Source organism: Paracoccus sp. L-17 (genome assembly GCF_056857655.1).
The window spans coordinates 135804-156806 of the sequence record NZ_JBSXNM010000045.1 but is presented as its reverse complement, the minus strand read 5'-3'; the positions used below and the strand labels follow the sequence as shown (position 1 = coordinate 156806).

The following is a 21003-nucleotide window of genomic DNA, read 5'->3' as shown; positions in this document are numbered from 1 at the left end:
GGACCAAACGCTCTTTCAGAGGCGAAGACCGGCCAGGGCAGCCTCGACCGCCGCCGCCGCCGCATCCGTGTCGCGCAGATCATCCAGCGCAACGACCGCCCGTTCGCGCTGCGCATAGCGCGAACGGTGTTTCCGATAGCGCGGATCGTAATGGTCGCGCATCAGCCCCTCGGCCAGTTCCACCCAGGCACCGGCCTCTGCCAGCGCCTGCCATGTCGCGATGCGTTCGGCCGGATGCTGCCGGGACAAGGCCGCGATGATCGCCGCCAGCCGTTCGGAATCGGCGACCACATCGGCATAGTCGCGGGCCGAATAGGCTGCCCGCGCCGCGACCGGGACATCCAGCCTAATGCGGGGCGCCGCGCAGATCGCCTGCCACATCGCCTTCGGGACCGAGATCTGTCCGATCCGGCTGCTTTCGGCCTCGACCATCACAGGGCGGCCGGGATCCAGCCCCTCGATCGCGATGGCCAGACGGCTCTCGAACCATTTCTGGCTGGGCTGACCGCCCTCGATCGCCCCGAACAGGCTGCCGCGGTGGCGCGCCAGACCTTCCAGATCGATCACCTGAACGCCGCGCATGGCCAGCCGGTGCAGGATTGCCGTCTTGGCGCTGCCGGTATTGCCGTCCAGAACCACGACAGGCGCGGCGACCGGCCCGTTCTGCACGCGATCCACGACCAGCCCGCGCCACGCCTTGTAGCCGCCTTCCAGGCGCGCCACGCGCCAGCCGATCTGCGACAGGATCGTCTGAAAGCTGCCTGAACGCTGCCCGCCGCGCCAGCAATAGACCAGCGGCCGCCAGCCGCCGCCGCGATCGGACAGCGGACCCGCCAGATGCCTCGCGGCGTTGGCGGCGACCAGGGCCGCACCCATCCTGCGCGCGTCAAAGGGTGATACCTGCTTGTAGATCGTGCCGACCTCGATCCTTTCGGCATCGTCCAGAACCGGCAGGTTGATCGCGCCGGGCAGATGATCCTCGGCATATTCGGCGGGGGCGCGGACATCGATGATGTTGTCAAACCCGGCAAAAGCCGGATCGGCAACGCAAGCGGGCTTCAGTATCAAGTCAGTAGACGTAAACGGGTGTTCCCACCGGAACCCGATCGAACAGGCTCATCACCGATTCGTTGCGCATCCGGATACATCCGTTGGAGACCGCGCGACCGATCGAGCCCGGCTCGGTCGTGCCGTGGATGCGGATCGCGGTATCCTGACCCTTCGCGTTATAGAGATACAGCGCGCGCGCCCCAAGCGGATTGGTGGGCCCGCCCGGCATGCCGCCCGCCCATCTGGCATATTGACCCGGATTGCGCTTGATCATGTCCTGCGTGGGCGTCCAGCTGGGCCATTCGACCTTGCGGCCGATACGGGCACGGCCCTTCCAGACCAGTTCGGCCTTGCCGACGGCCACGCCATAGCGGATCGCCCGTCCCGGCGCGATCACATGATAAAGAAAGAAGTCGTCACTGACGACGACGATGCTGCCGACCTCGAAATCGTTGCGGATGGCGACTTCTGTCGGCGCATAGGGGTCGCGGGTCGAAGCCGGCGCGGTGACAGCCTGCGCCAGTCCCAGCGACGGGGCGGCGATCAGCGGCAAGGCCAACGACATCAACTGACGGCGGTTCATGGCGATCATTTCCTGCAGGCTGCTCGGGTTGGTCTTTTCCTTGTCTGAATACAGCAAAAGAGGGGCATCCTGCAACTGATCTGCACGCATCTGACGTATTCGTGGCTTGATTCGCGGCCCGCCGGGCGACATTCCGCTGTCATGACATCACGCCACCTCCCCCGCCCCGATCGCCGCCGCGTCCTTGCCATGGCGGCTGCGGGCGCGGTCGCAATGCCCGCGCGCCTGTCGGCTCGGCCTGCCGGTCCAAGCATCCTCGCCTTCGGGGACAGCCTGACCGCGGGCTTCGGTCTGCCGCCCGAAGAGGGGTTGGTTCCCGTGCTGTCGGACTGGCTGGCGCGGCGCGGAACGCCCGCGCGGCTGACCAATGCCGGGCTATCGGGCGAGACGACTTATGGCGGCCGGGTGCGGATCAACTGGGCGCTGCGCGGTGGCGCCGATGCGGTGATGGTCGAGTTGGGCGGCAATGACATGCTTCTGGGCTGGACCGCCGCGCGGGCCGAGGCCAATCTGGATGCGATCCTCTCGAAGGCCACGGCGCGCGGCCGTCCCGTTCTTCTGATCGGCATCAGCGCCCCGGCCGGGGCGCGCGAATGGCGACGGGCCTGGGCCGGGCTGTGGCCGCGCCTCGCCCGCCGTCACGGCACGCTGTTGCTGCCCGATCTCTATGCACCGCTGGCTGCGATCGCCCGCGACGACCGGGCGCCGCTGTTGCAGCGCGACGGCATCCACCCGTCGTCACAGGGTATCAGGCTGATCGTCGATCACCTGGGACCGAAGGTGCAGGATCTGGTGGCGGCGACGCGCGCCGCACAGGCCCCGGGCTAGCGCCAGGATCCGCGGGCATCCGCGTCTGCATCACAGGCGAGGACTACGGAAGGCGTGAGGACGCCCTATTAGCTGGCGCACAGTCAAAAGCCCCGCCGAAGCGGGGCCGATCGGGCCACAATGGCCAGGGCTCAGGCCTGCAGTTCCGCCGGGCCGTCCTTCTTGGCAATCTCGCGCTTCAGCTTCAGCGCGCGGGCCGACAGATCGCCATCCTTCGCGCGGGCCAGGAATTCGTCCAGCCCGCCGCGATGATCGACCGAGCGCAGGGCCGCGGCCGAGATCCGCAGAGAATAGCTGCGGCCCATCTTCTCCGAGGTCAGCGTGACGTCGTTCAGGTTCGGCAGGAACCGGCGACGGGTTCTGTTGTTGGCGTGGCTGACATTGTTGCCGGTCATCGGGCCTTTGCCGGTCAGTTCGCAGACGCGCGACATGATGTTGATCCTTCGTCTCAGCTTGGCGGGCGTTCCCGACGGATGGGTCCGGCCCAATTGACAAGGGCGCCGCGAGGCAGCGCCCGGAAATTCCGTTCGCGGGTGATTACAGCGACGCCCCGCCTTCGTCAACCCCCCTGAGACATCGGCCGCGACGCGATCGGTCCGGATCGGTCAAGGGTCTGCGTCCTTGCAGGCATGTCGCAGCTGACCGATCGGACCGGGAATACCGGGCGCTTGCGGCATCCCGAAGACCGAACGGCACCGGCGGCGCGCCGGCCGGGATGGGACGCGGAAAAAGCCTTGAATCAGGCATAGGCGGCCTCGATCCGGATCAGCTTTTCCTTGCGCCACAATCCGCCCGCATAGCCGGTCATGCGGCCGTCGGCACCGATGACGCGGTGGCAGGGCACGATCAGGGCCAGCCGGTTGGTCGCGTTGGCACGGGCCACGGCGCGAACGGCCGAAGGGCGACCGATCTGCCCGGCCAGCGCCGCATAGCTGCGAGTCTCGCCGGCCGGTATTCTCTGCAAGCCGCGCCAGACCTGCTGCTGGAAATCGGTGCCGTGCAGATGGACGGGTATCGAGAAGCGCGGATCGCGGCCCTCGAAATAGGCGGCAAGCTGGGCCTGGGTCTGGTCGATAACGGCGTTCCGGCCCAGACCGATCCGACCGCCGACATGGGCCGACAGGCGGCGCAGCCCCTGGCGCAGCGCCTTGCGATCGGTGAATTCCAGCAGATGCAGGGACCGGTCGTCGGCAATGGCGATCATGCCGCCCAGCGGCGTCTCGATCCAATCGGCGCGCAGATCCGCAGGCCCGCGCCAGCGATGCGGTGAATGGCCGAAAAGCCGGGCAAAGGCATTGCGGAACCCGGAAGCCGATTCGAATCCGGCATCAAGCTGTGCCTCGATCATCGGCGATCCCTCCTTCAACGCCTGCATCCCGCCCAGGATCCGCCGCTCGCGGGCCATGGCCAGAAAACTCTGCCCGAAATGCCGCTTGAAGGCCCGACGCACGGTCGAGGGGTCGAACCCCAGTGATACCAGATCGCCCTCGGACCAGCGCCGTCCCGGATCGGCGCCAAGCCGCGCCACCAGATCTCGGACCAGCGGTTCGCCCTCGGCGCTCAGACCTGCGGGGTGGCAGCGCCGGCAGGGACGGAAACCCGCCGCCATCGCGTCCTCGGGCCGGCTGAACCAGCGGCAATTGCGCGCCAGAGGCTTGCGCGCCGGGCAGGTCAGCCGGCAGAAGATCCCGGTCGTGGTAACGCCGACCAGGGCGCGTCCCTCGAAGGTCGCATCGCGCGCGATCAGCGCGGCATAGAGCGTATCGGCTTCGGGCAGATCCAGCATGGCGACATCCTTTCCCCTACTTTCTTCTAGCCGATTCGGCGCGGCTTCGGGACACCAAAACGGGCGTCTATTTCCCGTCCTCCCGGTGCAGACGATCCAGCATCCGCGCCGCCGCCAGACCCGGCGGCAGATCGCCCGCGGCAACCGCCTCGCCCAGCCTGTCCAGTTCCTTTCGCAACCGGGGCTGATTCAACCGCGCCAGAAGGCCGGCGCGCACATCGGCCATGAACCAGTGACGGGCCTGCTGCGCCCGGTTCCGGTCGAAATGCCCGTTCTTGCGCCGCCAATCGGCAAGTTGCCGGATTTGCGCCCAGGCTTCGTCCAGCCCGTCGCCCGTCGCGGCCGAGACGGGCAGCGCCTTGGGAAAACCCTCGGGATCCTGCGGTCGCTTGCGCAGCAGGCGCAGGGCGCCCGCGTAGTCGGCGACGGTGCGTCGCGCCGTGGCCAGCAGGTCGCCATCCGCCTTGTTGACAAGGATCAGGTCGGCCATCTCCATGATGCCGCGCTTGACGCCCTGCAATTCGTCGCCGCCGGCGGGCGCCAGCAGCAGCACGAACAGATCCGACATCTCGGCCACCATCGTCTCGGACTGGCCCACGCCGACCGTCTCGATCAGGACCAGATCGTAACCTGCGGCCTCGCAAAGCCGGATCGCCTCGCGCGTGCGGCGCGCGACGCCGCCCAGCTCGCGACTGGCGGGCGTGGGCCGGATGAAGGCTTTCGGGTCGCGTGACAGACGTTCCATCCGGGTCTTGTCGCCAAGGATCGAGCCGCCCGAACGCGCCGAAGAAGGATCGACGGCGAGAACCGCGACCTTCATCCCCTGTCCGGTCAGCATCGTGCCGAAAGCCTCGATGAAGGTGGATTTTCCGACGCCGGGCGTGCCCGACAGTCCGATCCGCAAGGCCGTTCGTTCGGGCAGCCGCGCAATCAGATCCGTAGCCTGCGCGCGATGATCCGCGCGCGTCGATTCGATCAGGGTGATCGCGCGTGACAAGGCGCGCCGGTCTCCGCCTGTCAATCCGTCGAGAAGTTCGTCCATGCAGCACCGTGGCAGGCGGGGGCCGACTGCCCCCGCACCCCCGTGGATATTTGCACCAAGGCAAAATGCCAAGCGCGCGCAACGCGCCGGGCATGGGATGATGCAGCGGCTGGCGGTGGCCTGCGGGAGGTATTCGAAGACCGGATCAGGCGACGGGCTTTTGTCCGGCGCGGGCTTGGGTTAGGCAAATCTCAGACATTTTGCCACGGTGAGTCCCATGCATGACATTCGCGCCATTCGCGACAATCCCGACGGTTTCGAAGCCGCGCTGCAACGACGCGGCCTGTCAGGCGTGACCGAGGCCATCCTGGCCCTCGATGGCGAGCGCAGGGCCAAGATCGCCGAGGCCGAGACAGCGCAGGCCGAACAGAACCGCGCCAGCAAGGAAGTGGGCGCCGCCAAAAGCCGCGGCGAGACGACCGAATTCGAACGCCTGCGCGCGCTGGTGGCCGAAAAGAAGACCGATGTGGCACGAATGCAGGCCGAGGCCGCGGCGCTGGACGGGCGCCTGCGGGACATGCTTCTGGGGGTGCCGAACCTGCCGCTGGAGAATGTGCCCGATGGCGCCGACGAAAATGACAATGTCGAACTGCATCGTCGCGGGACGCCGCGCCGGTTCGACTTTGGCCCGGTCGAGCATTTCGAGATCGCCGGTGTCCGGCCCGGCATGGATTTCGAGACGGCGGCGAAGTTGTCGGGCAGCCGCTTCGTGATGCTGAAGGGCGCGGTGGCGCGCCTGCATCGTGCGCTGGCCCAATTCATGCTGGATCTGCATGTGACCAGAAACGCCCTGCAAGAGACCTGGACGCCGGTCCTGGTGCTGGAGGACATGATGGTCGGCACCGGCCAACTGCCCAAATTCGGCGACGACAGCTATCAGACGCGCGACGGCTATTGGCTGATTCCCACGGCCGAGGTGACGCTGACGAACATTGTCCACGGCGATCTGGTCGATCAGGCCAGCCTGCCGCGCCGCATGGTCGCCCACAGCCAGTGTTTCCGGTCCGAGGCGGGCAGCGCAGGCCGCGACACCACGGGGATGCTGCGCCAGCACCAGTTCGAGAAGGTCGAGATGGTCTCGATCACCGATGCCGACAGCGGTCTGGCCGAACATGCCCGCATGACGCGCTGTGCCGAATCGGTGCTGGAGGCGCTGGACCTGCCCTATCGGACCATCGTGCTGTGCACCGGAGACATGGGTTTCAGTGCCCGCATTACCCACGACATCGAGGTCTGGCTGCCCGGCCAGGATCGCTATCGCGAAATCAGCAGCGTCAGCTATTGCGGCGATTTCCAGGCGCGCCGGATGAATGCCCGCTATCGCCCGGAGGGCGGCGGGAAGCCGGAATTCGTCCACACGCTGAATGGGTCGGGTCTGGCCGTGGGCCGGACACTGATCGCCGTGCTGGAAAACGGTCAGCAGCCCGATGGATCCGTCGATCTGCCCGCCGCGCTTCATCCCTATCTGGGCGGGGCGAGCCGGCTGAGCGCCGACGGCACGTTGGCCTGAGCGGTCTTCCCGGCGCGAGGGCGGTGCCGGGCGGCAAAGCGGCGGCAGCGAAACAAATTCGCCCGCCGCCGCGTTCTGCCGCCATGAAACGCTTCGGCCAGATCATTCACGGCTCCGCCACGCTGCTATTCGTCGGCAGCAGCTTCGCCTATGCGGTGCAATCCCGTCCCGCGCCGCTGCTGGCAGCGTTTCAGGGCTCGGACGGCGCGGTGGTACTGCCGGGCGTGCCGGCAGCAAGCGACGCCGCCCAAACGCTTGCGTTGCCGCAATTGTACATGAGCCCCGAAAATCCGCTGATGTGGGCGCTGCTGATCGTTCTGTGGCTCAGCCTCGCCCTGGACGCGATCACGCAGCTTCGCGAATCGTCCGAGGATTATTCTTTCGCCGCCGCAGCGGGACCGAATGTCGTCTGGCCGGCCCTGTCGCTGGCGCTGCTTGCAGGCGCAGCCTGGCCCTGGATGGTGGACCGGCAGAACGAGCCCGTCCTGCTGGGCGCGCTGTTCATGGTGCTGGCCACGGTCATCGCGGCCAGGCGCGCGCGACGTTCGAACCGGCCAGCGATCGGCTTTCTGGCGGGGTGGAGCACCGCGACCGGCATCGCGGCCCTGGCCGCCATCCTGGCCGAACGCCTCGGCCTGACCATCGCCCAGGCCGCGGTTCTGGCGATTTTGCCGGGCGTGCTGATCGGCCTTGCGGCGCAGGGCAGGATCGGACCGTCAATCACCTATCCGACGGCGCTTATCTGGGCCTTCGTTGCGCTGGCGACCACGACCATGGGTTCCAGCCCGATGATCGCCATGGCCGCGATCGTGGGCGTCTCGGCGATGGCGATGGTGCTGATCGAGGCCGCCAGCTAGGATCAGCCGCCCTTGGGTTTCTGCCGCACCCTGTGTTTCGAAAGCGCGCCGGACTGGCTGATCTTGCCGGCCTTTGCGCGATAGGGGTTGTCGCCGCCCTGATCTCGGAAGAACAGCCGGATCGGCGTGCCGGGCATGTCGAAATCGACGCGCAAGCCGTTGACCAGATAGCGCTGATAGCTGTCGGGCAGCTTGTCGGTATGCGTGGCCTTGACGATGAAGGCGGGGGGGCGGGTCTTCACCTGGGTCATGTAGCGCAGCCTGATCCGCCGCCCACCGGGCGCGGGGGGCGGATGGCTTTCGGTCATCGCCTCCAGCCAGCGATTCAGCTTCGCGGTGGAAACGCGACGGTTCCAGACCTCGTGTGCCTTGATGACCGCCGCGTGCAACCGGTCCAGTCCCTTGCCGGTCCTGGCCGAGACGGTGACCAGCGGTGCCCCCTTCAATTGTGGCAGCAGACGTTCGAAACTGGCGCGCAGTTCGTTCAGCTTGTGGGGCTTGTCGTCTTCCAGATCCCATTTGTTGGCGGCAACGACGACGGCGCGGCCTTCGGTTTCGGCGAAATCGGCAATGCGCAGATCCTGCTGCTCGAAGGGAATTGCCACGTCCAGCAGGACGACCACCACTTCGGCGAACCGCACCGCGCGCAAGCCGTCGGCGACCGAGAGCTTCTCGATCTTGTCGGTAATTCTGGCACGCTTGCGCATCCCGGCGGTGTCGAAGATCCGCATGGGCGTGCCCATGAACGTCGTCGCCACGCTGATCGAATCGCGGGTAATCCCGGCTTCGGGGCCGGTCAGCAGACGATTCTCGCCAATGATCTTGTTGATCAGCGTGGACTTGCCTGCATTGGGACGCCCGATCACCGCCAATTGCAGCGGACGCGCATCGGAGGGGCGCCATTCTTCGGCGCCTTCACCACTTGCGGCATCGGCTTCGGACAGGTCCACATCGGTCAGCGCGGCGACGGGTTCGGGCCGCTCGGCCTCGACCCGGTCGGCCAGCGGCATCAGCACCCGATAGAGATCATCCATCCCCTCGCCATGTTCCGCCGAGATGCGCAAGGGTTCGCCCAGACCCAGCGACCAGGCCTCGAGTGCGCCGGCTTCGCCCGCCATCCCCTCGGCCTTGTTGGCGGCCACGATGACATGGCGCGCGCGCTTGCGCAGGATTTCGGCGAAGTATTCATCCGCGGCCGTCACACCGACGCGGGCATCGACCACGAAAAGGCAGATATCGGCCTCGTCCACGGCGCGCTCGGTCAGACGGCGCATCCGGCCTTGAAGGCTGTCGTCATCGGCCATTTCCAGCCCCGCGCTGTCGATCACGACGAACCGCAGATCGCCCAGGCGGCCGGCGCCTTCGCGCAGATCGCGGGTCACGCCGGGCTGGTTGTCGACCAGCGCCAGGCGCTTGCCGACCAGCCGGTTGAACAGGGTTGATTTGCCGACATTGGGCCGACCGACGATGGCGAGGGTAAAGCTCATCGGAAGGCGTGCAACTGTCCCGCGCGCGAGACGACATACAGCGTCTGTCCCGCCACGACCGGGGCCGAAGCCGCTCCGCCCGGAATGTCGCCCTGTCCGACCAGACGGCCCGAGGCCGGGTCGAAGGCGCGCAGGACGCCGTCCGACGAGGCGACGAACAGCCGCCCCCCGGCAAGCACCGGGCCGAAATGGGAATAGATGCGGTCCTGCTTCTTCACGCGGGAATCGGTATAATAGGGCAGATCGACGCGCCAGATGACGCCGCCGGTCGCGGCATCGAGTCGAACCAGATCGGCCTCGTCGGTGACCGCGAAAACCGACCCGCCCGCGACCGCGACCGGGCTGTTGGCGCCGTCCTTCGCGGACCAGTCCTGAATGCCCGAACCAAGATCGACCGCGTCGATCCGTCCGGACGAGGTGCCGCCATAGACCGTGCCGTCCGAAATCACCGGATCGCCGGTCACGTCGCGGATCACGGCGATGGCGCGCCCGGTGCGCGTGCCGGCGATCTGCGCGTTCCATCTGGTCGCGCCGGTCTGCGTGTCGGCGGCGGTCAACTGGCCCGACGAGAAGGGAAAGACGACGGTGTCGCCCTGCACCGCGGGCACCGAGACGCCCATGACGCCTGCCTCGGACACGATCCCCGATGTCTGCCACAGGACCTTGCCGTCCGCGGCGCGGACGGCCCAGCCGACATTGTCGCGCGCGGCCACATAGACGACGCCGTTCGCGACCGCCGGGCCGCCGCCGATGGGCGCACCGACGCGCTGCCGCCACAGCACCGCACCGCTGGTCGCGTCCAGCGCGACCAGTTCGCCGAAGCCGGTGGTGACATAGACGCGGCCGCCCTCATAGGCCAGCCCGCCGCCCGAGGCGCTGTCGCGGTTTTCCAGCGCCGGTGTCACATCGGTTGACCATGCGCGGCCGCCCGAAAGCGCCGTCGCGGTGACGCGGGCGCGGCTGTCCAGCGTGAAGACGCGACCACCACCCACGATGGGATCGGCGGCGATCCGGTGGCGGCGGTCATTGCCCTCGCCGATATCGGCGGTCCAGACACGGCTGGTGCCGCCGCCAAGCGCGACATGGCCCGGCTGGTGGGCGGCGTTGCCGCCACGATGGGTCCATTCGGAGTTGAGACGCGGCGGCGCCAGCGACAGCGCGGTCGAGGTGACGGGCGCCGGGCCCTGGACAGCGGGTCCGTCGGGCGAGGTCACCGCAAGCGGGTCCAGCCGTTCGCCGGGCAGGATGATCTCGCGCTGGCAGGCGGCAAGGCTCAGCGCAGCAGCAAGGGCCATGGTCAGTCGCAGCGTGGCATCCATCCTCGCCTCTCCCTCGTTTCGCATCTCGGCCGCGGGCGATCAGCCCGCATTGGGCGTGGTTTCCGTCGGCATGGCTTCGTTCGGCATGGTCTCGGCCGGCTGGGGCTCGACGCCCAGGGCGATCATCATCTCCGAAAGCCGGCGGCGCAAGGCTTCGCTAAGCCCGTTCTTGGCCTGGATTTGCCGGATCAGCGTGATCGCGTCGTCGTTGCGCCCGGCCTCGATCAGCGCCACGGCCTTCTGTTCCAGCGCCAGCAATTCGAACGGCGCCCCTGCCCGCGACAGCCGCGACAGGATCTGGTCGCGGATGGCGGGGTCCATGTCCTGCCCCGCCATCATGACCAGTTTCAGATCGGCCAGATCGCCCAGCACGCTGTCGCCCGCATTGTCGCCTGCCGCATTGCGCAAGGCCTCGGCCGCGGCATCATTGCCACCGTTCTCGGCCCAGGCGCCCGCGGCCAGCAGCGCCGCCAGCGCCTTGCGGCTTTTCGACCCGTCGGGATCGACCTTCATGATCGCCGCCGGATCGCCCGAAGTCTCGGCCGACAGGATCGCATCGCCCCAGGCGCGGGCCTCGGCCTGGTCGCGCGACTGCGCGTATTCGCGCCAGGTCACGCCCGCCACCAGCGCCACGATCAGGACGACAGCAACCCAGCCCCAGCGGCGGAACAACCGGAACAGCCGGTCGCGCCGCAACTCCTCGGTCACTTCGTCGATGAAACTGTCATTCTGGTTGGCCATGGCCGTCTTCCGCGCTGTCGTTCTTGCCGCCCGTCTTATAACGACGGCGATGGGAATGCCAATGCCGGGCGGGCGGATCGCCGGGCCGCGCCAGCCGCAAGGACCGGCGTCGAACAGGTTCGATCAGCCGCCTTCCGGCACCAGCTGCCCCGCGCGGCGCATGGCCTCGTAGCGTTTGCGTGCCTCTCTCTTTTCGCGGCTGGCATCCTCGTCCGGCGGCACCAGATCGATCACGGTCAGTTCGGGCGGCACACCCAGCCGCATCGGCAGGACCGAACAGCCGATGCCGCCGGACACGATCAGGCTGCGCCCGGCATCGTCGTCATAGCGTCCCCAGCTCCAGGTCTCGTTGTCCGAGGCATTGATCAGCGGCGCCCCGCCCATGATCCGGACCTGACCGCCATGGGTATGTCCCGAAATCGTCAGTGCGACATGGCGGTCCGCCGCGCCCAGCAATCCGAAGATATCCGGTTCATGGGCCAGCAGGACGACGGGCGCGTCGTCGGTCACATCGCGCAAGGCCGCCGGCAGGTCGTCCATGCCATCGCTTTGCGGCCCCTCCTGGAAGGGGCGCTGATCGCCCAGACCGGCCAGCCAGAACGCTTCATCGCCCCGTCCGATCCGCACGGCGCGGTTTTCCAGACAGGGTATCCCCACCCGCGCCAGTTCGCGATGCGCCTGGGTCGGACCGGCGCGGCGTGCCTGGGCATCGGCATCCTGCCACCAATCGTGATTGCCCAGCACCGCATAAAGACCGTTGGGAGAGGTGAAATCCCGCAGCCTCTCGATGATGTCGCGCTTGCCGGTGCCGCTCCAGGTAAAGGGATGGGCTGCGGCATAATCGCCCAGCAGGATCGCCAGATCCGGCTGCAAAGCGTTGGCCCGGCGCACGATCCGACGGACCCGGCGCAGTCCGATATGCGGCGCGCCCGCGTGAAGATCCGATATGATGACCAGCCGGAACGGCCGCCGGCCGTGCCAGCCGGGCAATGCGACCCGCCACCGGACAAGACGCAGGCACATGGCGGGTTCGTACCACAGGGCATAGGCCGCCAGGCCCGCCAGACCGGCCAGAGCCAGAGATCCGACAGCCAGCGGGCGCTGGCGGTCCGGAAGGCGGCGCCGTTTGACCATCCTCTCCTCCTTGTCCGAATCGACAGAGAAAATCCCGCCGGATCATCTCCGGCGGGATTTTCCCTATATCATCATCGTCCCGCCGGCTACATGCGCGAAGCGACGTTTTCCCAGTTCACAAGATTGTCGAGGAAGTTCGACAGATATTTCGGGCGCGCATTGCGGAAATCGATATAGTAGCTGTGTTCCCACACATCGCAGCCCAGAAGCGCCGTCTGTCCGAAGCACAGCGGGTTGACGCCGTTCTCGGTCGACGTGACGTCCAGCGAACCGTCAGATTTCTTGACCAGCCACGCCCAGCCCGAGCCGAATTGCCCGCCGCCCTTGGCCGCGAATTGTTTCTTGAATTCATCGACCGAGCCGAAGCTGTCGGTCAGCGCCTTTTCCACCTCGGAAGGCATCGACGACGACGACGGCGCCATCATTTCCCAGAACTGGCTGTGATTCCAATGCTGGCTGGCATTGTTGAAGATGCCGTTCTGCGCCACGGCACCCTTCTGATAGGTGCCCTTGACGATCTCCTCAAGCGACTTGCCCTCCCATTCGGAACCGGCAATCAGTTCGTTCAGCTTTTCGACATAGGCATTGTGGTGCTTGTCGTGGTGGTATTCCAGCGTCTCTCTGGACATGCCCGCGCCCGCCAGCGCGTCGTGGGAATAGGGAAGATCGGGAAGCGTGAAAGCCATTTTCCTCTCCTTTCTGAAAGGGTTGAGCTTGCAGGTCGAGGCGCACCGTCCCGCATTCGCCGGATCAACGCAAGGGGTGCGGGCAGGTTCCTGCAAAGGCTGAGAAATGCCCGCCCGATCGTCGCGGAAAGCCGGCGCCGATCGACAGCCGATCAGCGCGGCGCAAGCCCGCTTCCCGGTATGGCCGCGTTCCGCAGCACCAGGCCAAGATAATCGGCGGTCGAACGAAAGCCGATGACGCGAAAGCCGCCGTCGATGCGCCAGAATGCGGCGGCCACCTGGGCCGCCCGCGACCGCCGCAGCCCGTCGCCAGGCATCGCGTCCAGGTTGGCGGGGCTCAGCTTGGCGATCACGTCGCCGGCATGGGGCCCGGTCACGTCGAAGACCGCGCGCGCGTAGGACAGATCGACGACCAGCGCGTGTTCGCCGGTCAACGCATCCCTCAGCGCGGTCAGGGCCGAGGCCAGATCCGCGCCGGGCAGGACCAGCAGCAATTCGTCGGGCGACATCCATCCCAGGGCGCGGTCGCCATCGGTGACGATGCGCGTGGTCAAGGGAATCGCAAGGCCCGCGGCCTCGGCGATGGCATCGCCCGACCGCGCCAGATCCGCGCGGATGGCGATCATGCCCAGCCCGTCCACGCGGGCCACATTCGCAAGCGGCTCAGCCATTCAGACGGCTCCCTTCCTTGTCGTAAAAGACCGGCTCGACGATCCGGCCCTTCATCACCTCGCCCGAGGGCATGGGAAATTCCAGCACCTGCCCCATCCGCGAGGGGCCATGGCGCACCAGCGCCATCGCGATCGGGCGGTCCAGCGTCGGCGAATGATAGCTGGAGGTTACACGCCCCTGCATCTTGCGCTGGCCATTCGCGTTCCTGCCTTCGTCCACCGCATGGGCGCCATCCGGGATGACCCGGCCGTCAAGGCTTTCCAGCCCGACCAGTTTCCAGCGCGCGCCGTCGGTCATGTGGCTGCGAGCCTGCGCCCGCTTGCCGATATAGTCGGACTTCTTCTTCGAGATCGCCCAGTCCAGACCCAGGTCCTGCGGGATCACGGTGCCGTCGGTCTCGTCCCCGATCATGATGAAACCTTTTTCCGCGCGCATCACATGCATCGCCTCGGTGCCATAGGGGGTGATACCCAGATCGCGGCCGGCCTCGTGCAGCTTGGTCCACAATTCCAGCCCGCGCCCGGCCGGCACGGCGATCTCATAGGACAATTCGCCCGAAAAGCTGATGCGATAGATGCGCGCCGGAATGCCGGCAATATCGCCCTCGGTCCATTGCATGAAGGCCAGTGCGTCCTGCGACAGATCGATGCTGCCGGGCAGCCGCTGCAACAGGTCGCGCGCCCTGGGGCCGGCCACGGCAATCTGGGCGAATTGTTCGGTGAGATTGACGGTATGGACCTGCCAATCCCACCATTCGCATTGCAGCCAGTCCTCCATGTGACCATGGATCCGTTCGGCCCCGCCGGTGGTGGTGTGGCACAACCAGCTATCTTCGGTCAGCCGCGCGACGACGCCATCGTCGATGAGAAATCCGTTCTCGCTGCACATCAGGCCATAGCGGCATTTTCCGACCGGCAGCGTGGACATCATGTTGGTATAGAGCATGTCGAGGAAGCGGCCCGCATCCGCCCCTTTCACAAGGATTTTCCCGAGAGTCGAGGCATCGAGAGTGCCCACCCCGCCGCGCACCATCCTGATTTCGCGGTTGACGGCGGCGTGGCGGTCCTCGCCCACCTGCGGATAGCAATAGGGTCGGCGCCAGTGGCCGACGGGCTCCCACGAGGCACCGTGACGCTGGTGCCAGTCATGCATCGGCGTCTTGCGCAGCGGCTGAAACGCCTCGCCCCGCGCCTCGGCGGCGATCGTGGCCAGCGTCAGCGGCGTGTAGGGCGGGCGGAAGGTTGTCGTTCCGGTTGCCGGAACGGGTTGTCGCAACGCATTGGAAAGAACGGCAAGTCCATTGATATTACTGACTTTACCCTGATCCGTCGCCATCCCGAGCGTGGTGTATCGCTTGGTATGTTCGACACTGGCATAGCCTTCGCGCGCGGCCAGTTCGACGTCGCTGACCTTCACGTCGTTCTGGAAATCCAGCCACATCTTCGATCGCAGCTTGTAGGGCGCCTCCTGGGGCATGCACCAGACCGGAAGGGTGGCGCTTTCCTCGCGCTCCGGATCGCCGGCACAGCGCAGATCGCCGTTTGCGGCGCCGGTGGCGGTGACATTGCCCTGACCGTCGGCACCCAGCGGCGGACGGTCGGGATCGGGGCGGAACATGGCCTGGCCTTCGTCCCAGATCAGCTTGCCGCCGCAATGGCTGTAGAGGTGGACGACCGGCGACCAGCCGCCTGACATCGCGACCACGTCGCAATCGAGCGACCCGATCGGTGTGCCGTCACCCGCCTGATCGCACAGGACCACGCTTTCCACATGCCGCCCGCCCCTGACCCTGGCGATCGCGGTGCCGGTCAGGACGTTGATGTCCTGCGCCCGCGCGGCCTGCGGCAGATCGCCATCGGCACCGGTGCGGGCATCCAGAACCGTGACATCCAGACCTGCCGCCCTGGCGGTCAGGGCGGTGCGATAGGCGTCGTCGTTGTTGGTGACCACGACGATCCTCTGGCCCGGTGCGACGCCGTAATCGGTGATGAAATCCCGAACGGCCGATGCCAGCATGACACCAGGCAGATCATTGCAGGCAAAGGCCAGCGGCCGTTCCAGCGCGCCGGTCGCGGTGATGACCCGTCCAGCCCGGATGCGCCACAACCGCTGACGCGGGATGGCTGCCTCGATGTCGTGGTCGGCCAGCGCCTCGCGCGCCAGAAGATAGCCGTGATCGTAAAGTCCGGTCGCCATCGTATTGCGGCGCAGGGTGACGTTCTTCATCCCCCGCAACCGGTCCAGCAGCATGTCCACCGCCTTCTGCCCGCCCTTGTGATCGACGGGCGTCCGACCGCCCCAGATTGCGCCCTGTTCCAGAACCACAACGCTGCCACCGGCCTGCGCGGCGTCCAGCGCCGCCCGCAGACCGGCGATGCCGCCGCCGACAACGACCGTATCGACATGTCCGTAGGCCTGTTCGTAGCGGTCGGGATCGGCATCCGTCGGCGCGCGACCCAGCCCGGCGCTGCGGCGGATGATGGGTTCGAACACATGCTTCCAGAAGGGCCGCGGATGGATGAAGGTCTTGTAATAGAAGCCGGCCGGCAACAGCGGCGCAAGCCACGTGTTCACCGCACCGATATCGGCATCCAGCGATGGCCAGCAATTCTGGCTGCGCAGCGTCATGCCCGGCAGAAGGGCGGTGGTGGTGGCGCGCTGGTTGGGCTCGAACCGGCCACCCTCGCCCAGACCGAACAGGGCGTTGGGTTCCTCGGCGCCCGAAGCGAGCGGCCCGCGGGGGCGGTGATACTTGAAGGACCGGCCCATCAGCATCTGGCCATTGGCCAGCAGCGCCGAGGCCAGCGTATCGCCCTGAAGCCCGCGCAACTGGCGATCGTCGAAGCGGAACGGAACCTGATAGGCGCGGTCGATCAGGCGGCCGCCGCCGGGCAGACGGAAGGGGGGCGTGTGCGTCATTCGGCGTCGGTCCAGTCAGATTGCCAATCGGGACGAGCGGCGCGAATCGCCTTGACGATACGCGCCGGGGGTCGGGTGTTCTGCGCCTCGTATGTGCCATAGACCTGCAAGGTTGCTGTATCGCGGGCCGCAAGAAACCATTTGCCGCAGCCATAGGCGTGCCGCCAGCGTTCGAAATGGACGCCTCTCGGGTTCTTCCTGGCAAACATGTAGGCCTCGAATTCGGTATCGGCACCGTTGGGGCCTATGCGCGTCAGATGTGCCTCGCCGCCGGGGGCAAGCTCGGTTTCCTCGGCGGGAATTCCGCAATAGGGGCAAGTCAGGATCAGCATTCAGATGTCCTTGGGCGGCAGGGTCATGACATGGGACAGGGCCATCCGCGCCAGGCGGATGCGAATCGTGTCGTCGGAAAGCGGCGGGCCGGACAGCCAGACATATCCCGGCATCTCACGGTGCCGCTGGACCATTCGCCCGGTTCCCGGCAAAGACAATGCTGCGGGCTCGGCGGTCCTGCCCACCCGAAACATTGCGCGCCCCTGACGCGCAGCGCAGAGCATATGACCGTTGATCATGTGACAATAACCGCCGGACATCGCGTGGCCGGTCACCCCGTCAGGATGGCCCGGATCATCCAGAAGCTGCGCTTCAAGCCCCGGATCGCGCGTCATCGGGGCGGTTCTCGGCGTGCAGGGGCCGGGGACTGCGCGCCCCCGGACCCGATCTTGTTTCGCGCGACGGACCGCGCCGGATTCGGCTCAGTTCGACGCGGGTGCAGGTTCCCCGGCAGGGGCCGTGTCGGCCGGAGCGGTGTCCGCAGGAGCGGTATCCGCAGGAGCAGGTGCCGTGTCGGTGGTGGTGGTTGTGTCGGCCGTGGCCGGGGCAGTGGTGGTCTCTGCCGCGGGCATAGTCGCGTCTGCCGCAGGGCTTTCCACGTCGCCTCCGGACATGAAGAAAAACAGGAGTGCCACCACGACGACGATGCCGCCGACAATGAAATAGAGGTTGTTATTGTTGTTGTTGCCTTCAGCCATGATCTTTCCTTTCGGATTTCAACCGTATGGAGAGGCAATTCATGGCCCGCATGACTGGTTCCGGGTAAAATCAACATAAGCGGGTTCATGCTAGTGGGCCACGCCGGCCGCGACCGATTCGTCGACAAAACGCCCTTCGCGGAAACGGTTCAGCCCGAACCCCGCGGCCAACGGACCGGGACGGCCCCGCGCCACCAGTTCGGCCATGGCCCAGCCGGATCCGGGAATCGCCTTGAAACCACCGGTGCCCCAACCGCAATTGACGAAGATTCCGTCCACCGGCGTCGTCGACAGGATGGGCGAGCGGTCGCCGGTCATGTCAACGATTCCGCCCCATTGCCGCAACATCTTGAGACGCGAGATCATCGGAAATGTCTCGACCAGGGCGCGGACGGTTTCCTCGACGTGATGCCAGGAGCCGCGCTGCGTGAAATTGTTGAAACCGTCGGTGCCGCCTCCGATCACCATCTCGCCCTTGTCGGATTGCGACATGTAGCCGTGCACGGTGTTGGCCATGACGACCACATCCATGCAAGGCTTGATCGGTTCGCTGACCAGGGCTTGCAGGGCGACGCTTTCGATCGGCAGGCGGAAACCGGCCATCCCGGCAAGCTGGCTGGAATGACCCGCCACGACCAGGGCCAGCTTCTCGCAACCGATGCGGCCCTTGCTGGTATTGACGGCCTGCACCGCGCCGCCATCGGTTTCAATCCCCGTGACCTCGCAGTTCTGGATGACGTGCATCCCCATGTCCGAACAGGCCCGGGCATAGCCCCAGGCCACCGCATCATGGCGCGCGGTGCCGCCGCGCGCCTGATACAGACCGCCCAGAACCGGATAGCGCGGCCCGTCCAGATTGATGATCGGCACCAGTTCCTTCAGCCGTGCGGGTTCGATCCATTCGGTGCTGACGCCTTGCAGGTTGTTGGCATGGACGGTGCGCTTGTAGCCGCGCACCTCGTGTTCGGTCTGCGCCAGCATGATCAGGCCGCGCGGGCTGAACATGACGTTGTAGTTCAGATCCTGCGAAAGGGTCTCGTACAGTTTCAACGATTTGTCATAGATGGCAGCCGAGGGATCCTGCAGATAATTGCTGCGGATGATGGTCGTGTTGCGACCGGTATTGCCACCGCCCAGCCAGCCCTTTTCGATGATCGCGATATCGGTGATGCCGAAGTTCCGGCCGAGGTAATAGGCCGTGGCCAATCCGTGCCCGCCCGCGCCCACGATCACCACCTTGTATCTTTGGCGCGGCTCGGGGCTGGCCCATGCCCTGGACCAGCCGCGATGTTCGCGAAACGCCTCGCGGGCGATGGCAAAGACCGAATAGCGGCGCGATTGAGACATGCCCACCCCCTGACAGACGTTGCGCGCAGCATGGCGACTGGCCGCGCCGGCCTCAAGAGTGGATGCGGCAGATCGGCGCCAAATGCGACATGCGGTCGCCTGGCGCAGCGGGCAGGCGGGCTCTGGCGCGGACGTGAATGACTGCGACCTTGCGACACTTCCGCTCGGCCGCAAAGAACTTTAGGAAGAAAGGCGATTTTGGGGGGCACGCGATGTTCTGGATATTCTCCGCCGCACTGACCTTGCTGGTCGCGGTTGCGATCTTCTTGCCGATCTGGCGCGCCCGCGACGGTGCCCGGGCAGAATCGTCCGCGACCTATGACCTGCGCGTCTATCGCGATCAGCTTCGCGAGGTGGATCGCGATCTGGAACGCGGCGTGATCGCCCCCGAGGATGCGCAGCGCCTGCACACCGAGATCGGCCGCAAGGTGCTGGATGCCGACCGCCGCATGGCCGATGCCCCTGCCCCCGCCCGCGGCGGCACCGCACTCTGGGCCGGGGTGATCCTGTTGGTGGCCCTTGGCGGCGGCATGGCAGTGTATCTGCGCGAAGGCGCGCCCGGCGTGGCCGATCTGCCGCTTGCGCGGCGCCTTGCGCTGGCCCAGCAGGCCTATGAAAGCCGGCCCAGCCAGGAACAGGCCGAAGCCCAGGCACCCGCGGCCCAGGCGCCGACCGTCGATGCCGAATACGAGAATCTGGTTCAGAAGCTGCGCGAGGCGGTTGCCAAAAATCCGCAGGATCCCGAGGGCCTTTCGCTTCTGGCCACGCACGAGGCGCGGCTGGGCAATGTCCGGGCCGCACGCGAGGCCCAGCAGCGGCTGATCGAGGTTCTGGGCGACCGCGCCAGCGCGGAACAACTGATGCGTCTGTCGGCGCTGATGACCGAAGCCGCAGGTGGCCTGATCACGCCCGAGGCCGAGGCGGTTCTGGCCCGGTCGCTGCAGACTGACCCGACGCAGCCGCAGGCGCGCTATATGCTGGGCATCCTGCAACTTCAGAATGGCCGTCCCGACCGTGCCTTTCCGCTGTGGCGCCAGCTTCTTGAGGAAGGACCGCCCGATGCGCCCTGGATTCCGCCGATCAGCCAATCCATCGCCGATCTTGCATGGCTGGCGGGTCAGCCGGACTATACGCCGCCCTCGGCGACGGCCCCGGCTTTGCCCGGTCCCGACGCCGAGGCGATGGCCGCAGCCGAGAACATGACGCCCGAGCAACGCCGCGAGATGATCGGCGGCATGGTCTCGCAGCTCGAGGCGCGGCTGGCCGAACAGGGCGGTTCGCCCGAGGAATGGGCCCGGCTGATCACGTCCCTGACGGTGCTGGGCAATGCCGATCGGGCGCGCGCCATCTGGGACGAGGCGCAGCAGCGTTTCGCCTCGGCGCCTCAGGCGCTGGCGACGGTACGCGCGGCGGCGCAATCCTCGGGGCTGACCGAGTGATCCACGAGGATATCGCGGATTTTGCCGCGACCCTGCCCCGCACCGGCGCACTGGCCGGGCTTGATCTTGGCACCAAGACCATCGGCGTGGCGGTCAGCGACGGCTTGCGGCAGGTGGCCTCTCCGCTGACGGTAATCCGCCGCCGGAAATTCACGCTGGACGCGGCCGCGCTGCTGTCAGCCGCAGCCGAGCGCGGCCTTGCCGGCCTGGTCCTTGGCCTGCCGCGCAACATGGATGGCAGCGAGGGTCCCCGCGCCCAATCCACCCGCGCCTTCGCCCGCAACCTGTCGCGCCTGACGGACCTGCCTATCGGCTTCTGGGACGAACGCCTTTCGACCGTCGCTGCCGAACGGGCGCTGCTTGAGGCCGATACCTCGCGCAAGCGGCGCGCAGAGGTCATCGACCAGGTGGCGGCGGCCTATATTTTGCAGGGCGCCCTGGACCGGCTGCGCAATCTGCCCTGACGTCGCTGGCAGCCGCATCCGGGCGCCCGGCGAATCCGGTCGGGGTCGGCCGCGGATTTCAGCTCAGCCGGATTCCGCAACGACGTGCGGTGGGCGGCTCCTCACGGC

The 21003-nt window shown here is 66.9% G+C and carries 21 protein-coding genes; 5 read left to right on the top strand and 16 right to left on the bottom strand.

All coding sequences use genetic code 11. The features are described from left to right. Positions 1-15: 15 nt before the first annotated feature. Positions 16-1068, bottom strand: a complete 1053-nt coding sequence (gene mnmH / locus AC13CR_RS16615) for a tRNA 2-selenouridine(34) synthase MnmH (protein WP_414692151.1) — start codon at positions 1066-1068, stop codon at positions 16-18. Position 1069: 1 nt separating this feature from the next. Continuing rightward, entirely contained in the window at positions 1070-1633 is a 564-nt protein-coding gene (locus tag AC13CR_RS16610) for a L,D-transpeptidase (protein ID WP_292954580.1), read from the bottom strand. A 141-nt stretch (positions 1634-1774) separates the two neighbouring features. Between AC13CR_RS16610 and AC13CR_RS16605 the strand changes: the two genes are divergently transcribed. Further along, positions 1775-2461: an arylesterase gene (locus tag AC13CR_RS16605; RefSeq protein WP_292954370.1), complete on the top strand. Its 687-nt coding sequence runs from the start codon at positions 1775-1777 to the stop codon at positions 2459-2461. Positions 2462-2592: 131 nt separating this feature from the next. On the opposite strand, the gene rpmB is transcribed toward AC13CR_RS16605, so the two are convergent. From rpmB to meaB, 3 genes are all read right to left on the bottom strand, one after another. Beyond that, positions 2593-2892 carry a 50S ribosomal protein L28 gene (rpmB, locus tag AC13CR_RS16600; RefSeq protein ID WP_292954373.1) on the bottom strand — a complete coding sequence of 100 codons (300 nt, stop codon included), beginning with the start codon at positions 2890-2892 and terminating at the stop codon, positions 2593-2595. 308 nt (positions 2893-3200) lie between these two features. Beyond that, positions 3201-4247, bottom strand: a complete 1047-nt coding sequence (locus tag AC13CR_RS16595) for a bifunctional transcriptional activator/DNA repair enzyme AdaA (protein WP_292954376.1) — start codon at positions 4245-4247, stop codon at positions 3201-3203. Between the two features lie 67 nt (positions 4248-4314). After that, the gene (meaB, locus tag AC13CR_RS16590) at positions 4315-5289 is read right to left on the bottom strand and encodes a methylmalonyl Co-A mutase-associated GTPase MeaB (protein WP_292954379.1); all 975 of its coding nucleotides are present in this window, start codon (positions 5287-5289) and stop codon (positions 4315-4317) included. Positions 5290-5506: 217 nt separating this feature from the next. Here meaB and serS point away from each other — a divergent pair, with 217 nt between their 5' ends. Beyond that, entirely contained in the window at positions 5507-6799 is a 1293-nt protein-coding gene (gene serS, locus AC13CR_RS16585; RefSeq protein WP_292954382.1) for a serine--tRNA ligase, read from the top strand. Between the two features lie 83 nt (positions 6800-6882). Continuing rightward, positions 6883-7656: a hypothetical protein gene (locus AC13CR_RS16580; RefSeq protein ID WP_292954385.1), complete on the top strand. Its 774-nt coding sequence runs from the start codon at positions 6883-6885 to the stop codon at positions 7654-7656. A gap of 2 nt (positions 7657-7658) precedes the next feature. Here AC13CR_RS16580 and der read toward each other — a convergent pair whose 3' ends face one another. The 11 genes from der to AC13CR_RS16525 all read right to left on the bottom strand — a co-directional run bounded on the left by der (position 7659) and on the right by AC13CR_RS16525 (position 18992). Then, positions 7659-9143 carry a ribosome biogenesis GTPase Der gene (gene der / locus AC13CR_RS16575; protein ID WP_293014555.1) on the bottom strand — a complete coding sequence of 495 codons (1485 nt, stop codon included), beginning with the start codon at positions 9141-9143 and terminating at the stop codon, positions 7659-7661. Further along, entirely contained in the window at positions 9140-10462 is a 1323-nt protein-coding gene (locus AC13CR_RS16570; protein ID WP_292954391.1) for an outer membrane protein assembly factor BamB family protein, read from the bottom strand. The genes der and AC13CR_RS16570 overlap by 4 nt, the downstream gene beginning before the upstream one ends. 39 nt (positions 10463-10501) lie before the next feature. Then, positions 10502-11203: a tetratricopeptide repeat protein gene (locus AC13CR_RS16565; RefSeq protein ID WP_292954394.1), complete on the bottom strand. Its 702-nt coding sequence runs from the start codon at positions 11201-11203 to the stop codon at positions 10502-10504. A 123-nt stretch (positions 11204-11326) separates the two neighbouring features. Further along, entirely contained in the window at positions 11327-12337 is a 1011-nt protein-coding gene (locus AC13CR_RS16560; RefSeq protein WP_292954397.1) for a metallophosphoesterase, read from the bottom strand. Positions 12338-12423: 86 nt separating this feature from the next. After that, positions 12424-13023, bottom strand: coding sequence for a superoxide dismutase (locus AC13CR_RS16555; RefSeq protein ID WP_292954400.1), 600 nt, complete (start codon positions 13021-13023; stop codon positions 12424-12426). A gap of 152 nt (positions 13024-13175) precedes the next feature. Then, positions 13176-13694 carry a sarcosine oxidase subunit gamma gene (locus tag AC13CR_RS16550; RefSeq protein WP_482900702.1) on the bottom strand — a complete coding sequence of 173 codons (519 nt, stop codon included), beginning with the start codon at positions 13692-13694 and terminating at the stop codon, positions 13176-13178. Beyond that, positions 13687-16614, bottom strand: a complete 2928-nt coding sequence (locus AC13CR_RS16545; protein WP_292954406.1) for a sarcosine oxidase subunit alpha family protein — start codon at positions 16612-16614, stop codon at positions 13687-13689. The genes AC13CR_RS16550 and AC13CR_RS16545 overlap by 8 nt, the downstream gene beginning before the upstream one ends. Further along, positions 16611-16946 (bottom strand): sarcosine oxidase subunit delta, encoded by a 336-nt coding sequence (locus tag AC13CR_RS16540; RefSeq protein ID WP_292954409.1) that lies wholly within the window; start codon positions 16944-16946, stop codon positions 16611-16613. The genes AC13CR_RS16545 and AC13CR_RS16540 overlap by 4 nt, the downstream gene beginning before the upstream one ends. Beyond that, complete coding sequence (locus tag AC13CR_RS16535) at positions 16947-17282, bottom strand: hypothetical protein (protein ID WP_446232155.1); 336 nt, start codon at positions 17280-17282, stop codon at positions 16947-16949. An 87-nt stretch (positions 17283-17369) separates the two neighbouring features. Beyond that, positions 17370-17645, bottom strand: a complete 276-nt coding sequence (locus tag AC13CR_RS16530; RefSeq protein ID WP_292954415.1) for a hypothetical protein — start codon at positions 17643-17645, stop codon at positions 17370-17372. A 90-nt stretch (positions 17646-17735) separates the two neighbouring features. Further along, complete coding sequence (locus AC13CR_RS16525) at positions 17736-18992, bottom strand: sarcosine oxidase subunit beta family protein (protein WP_292954418.1); 1257 nt, start codon at positions 18990-18992, stop codon at positions 17736-17738. A 212-nt stretch (positions 18993-19204) separates the two neighbouring features. Between AC13CR_RS16525 and ccmI the strand changes: the two genes are divergently transcribed. Together ccmI and ruvX are read left to right on the top strand one after the other, a co-directional pair. Further along, positions 19205-20431, top strand: coding sequence for a c-type cytochrome biogenesis protein CcmI (gene ccmI, locus AC13CR_RS16520; RefSeq protein WP_292954421.1), 1227 nt, complete (start codon positions 19205-19207; stop codon positions 20429-20431). Then, on the top strand, positions 20428-20895 hold the full coding sequence (ruvX, locus tag AC13CR_RS16515; RefSeq protein WP_292954424.1) for a Holliday junction resolvase RuvX: 468 nt from the start codon (positions 20428-20430) through the stop codon (positions 20893-20895). The genes ccmI and ruvX overlap by 4 nt, the downstream gene beginning before the upstream one ends. Positions 20896-21003 lie beyond the last annotated feature (108 nt).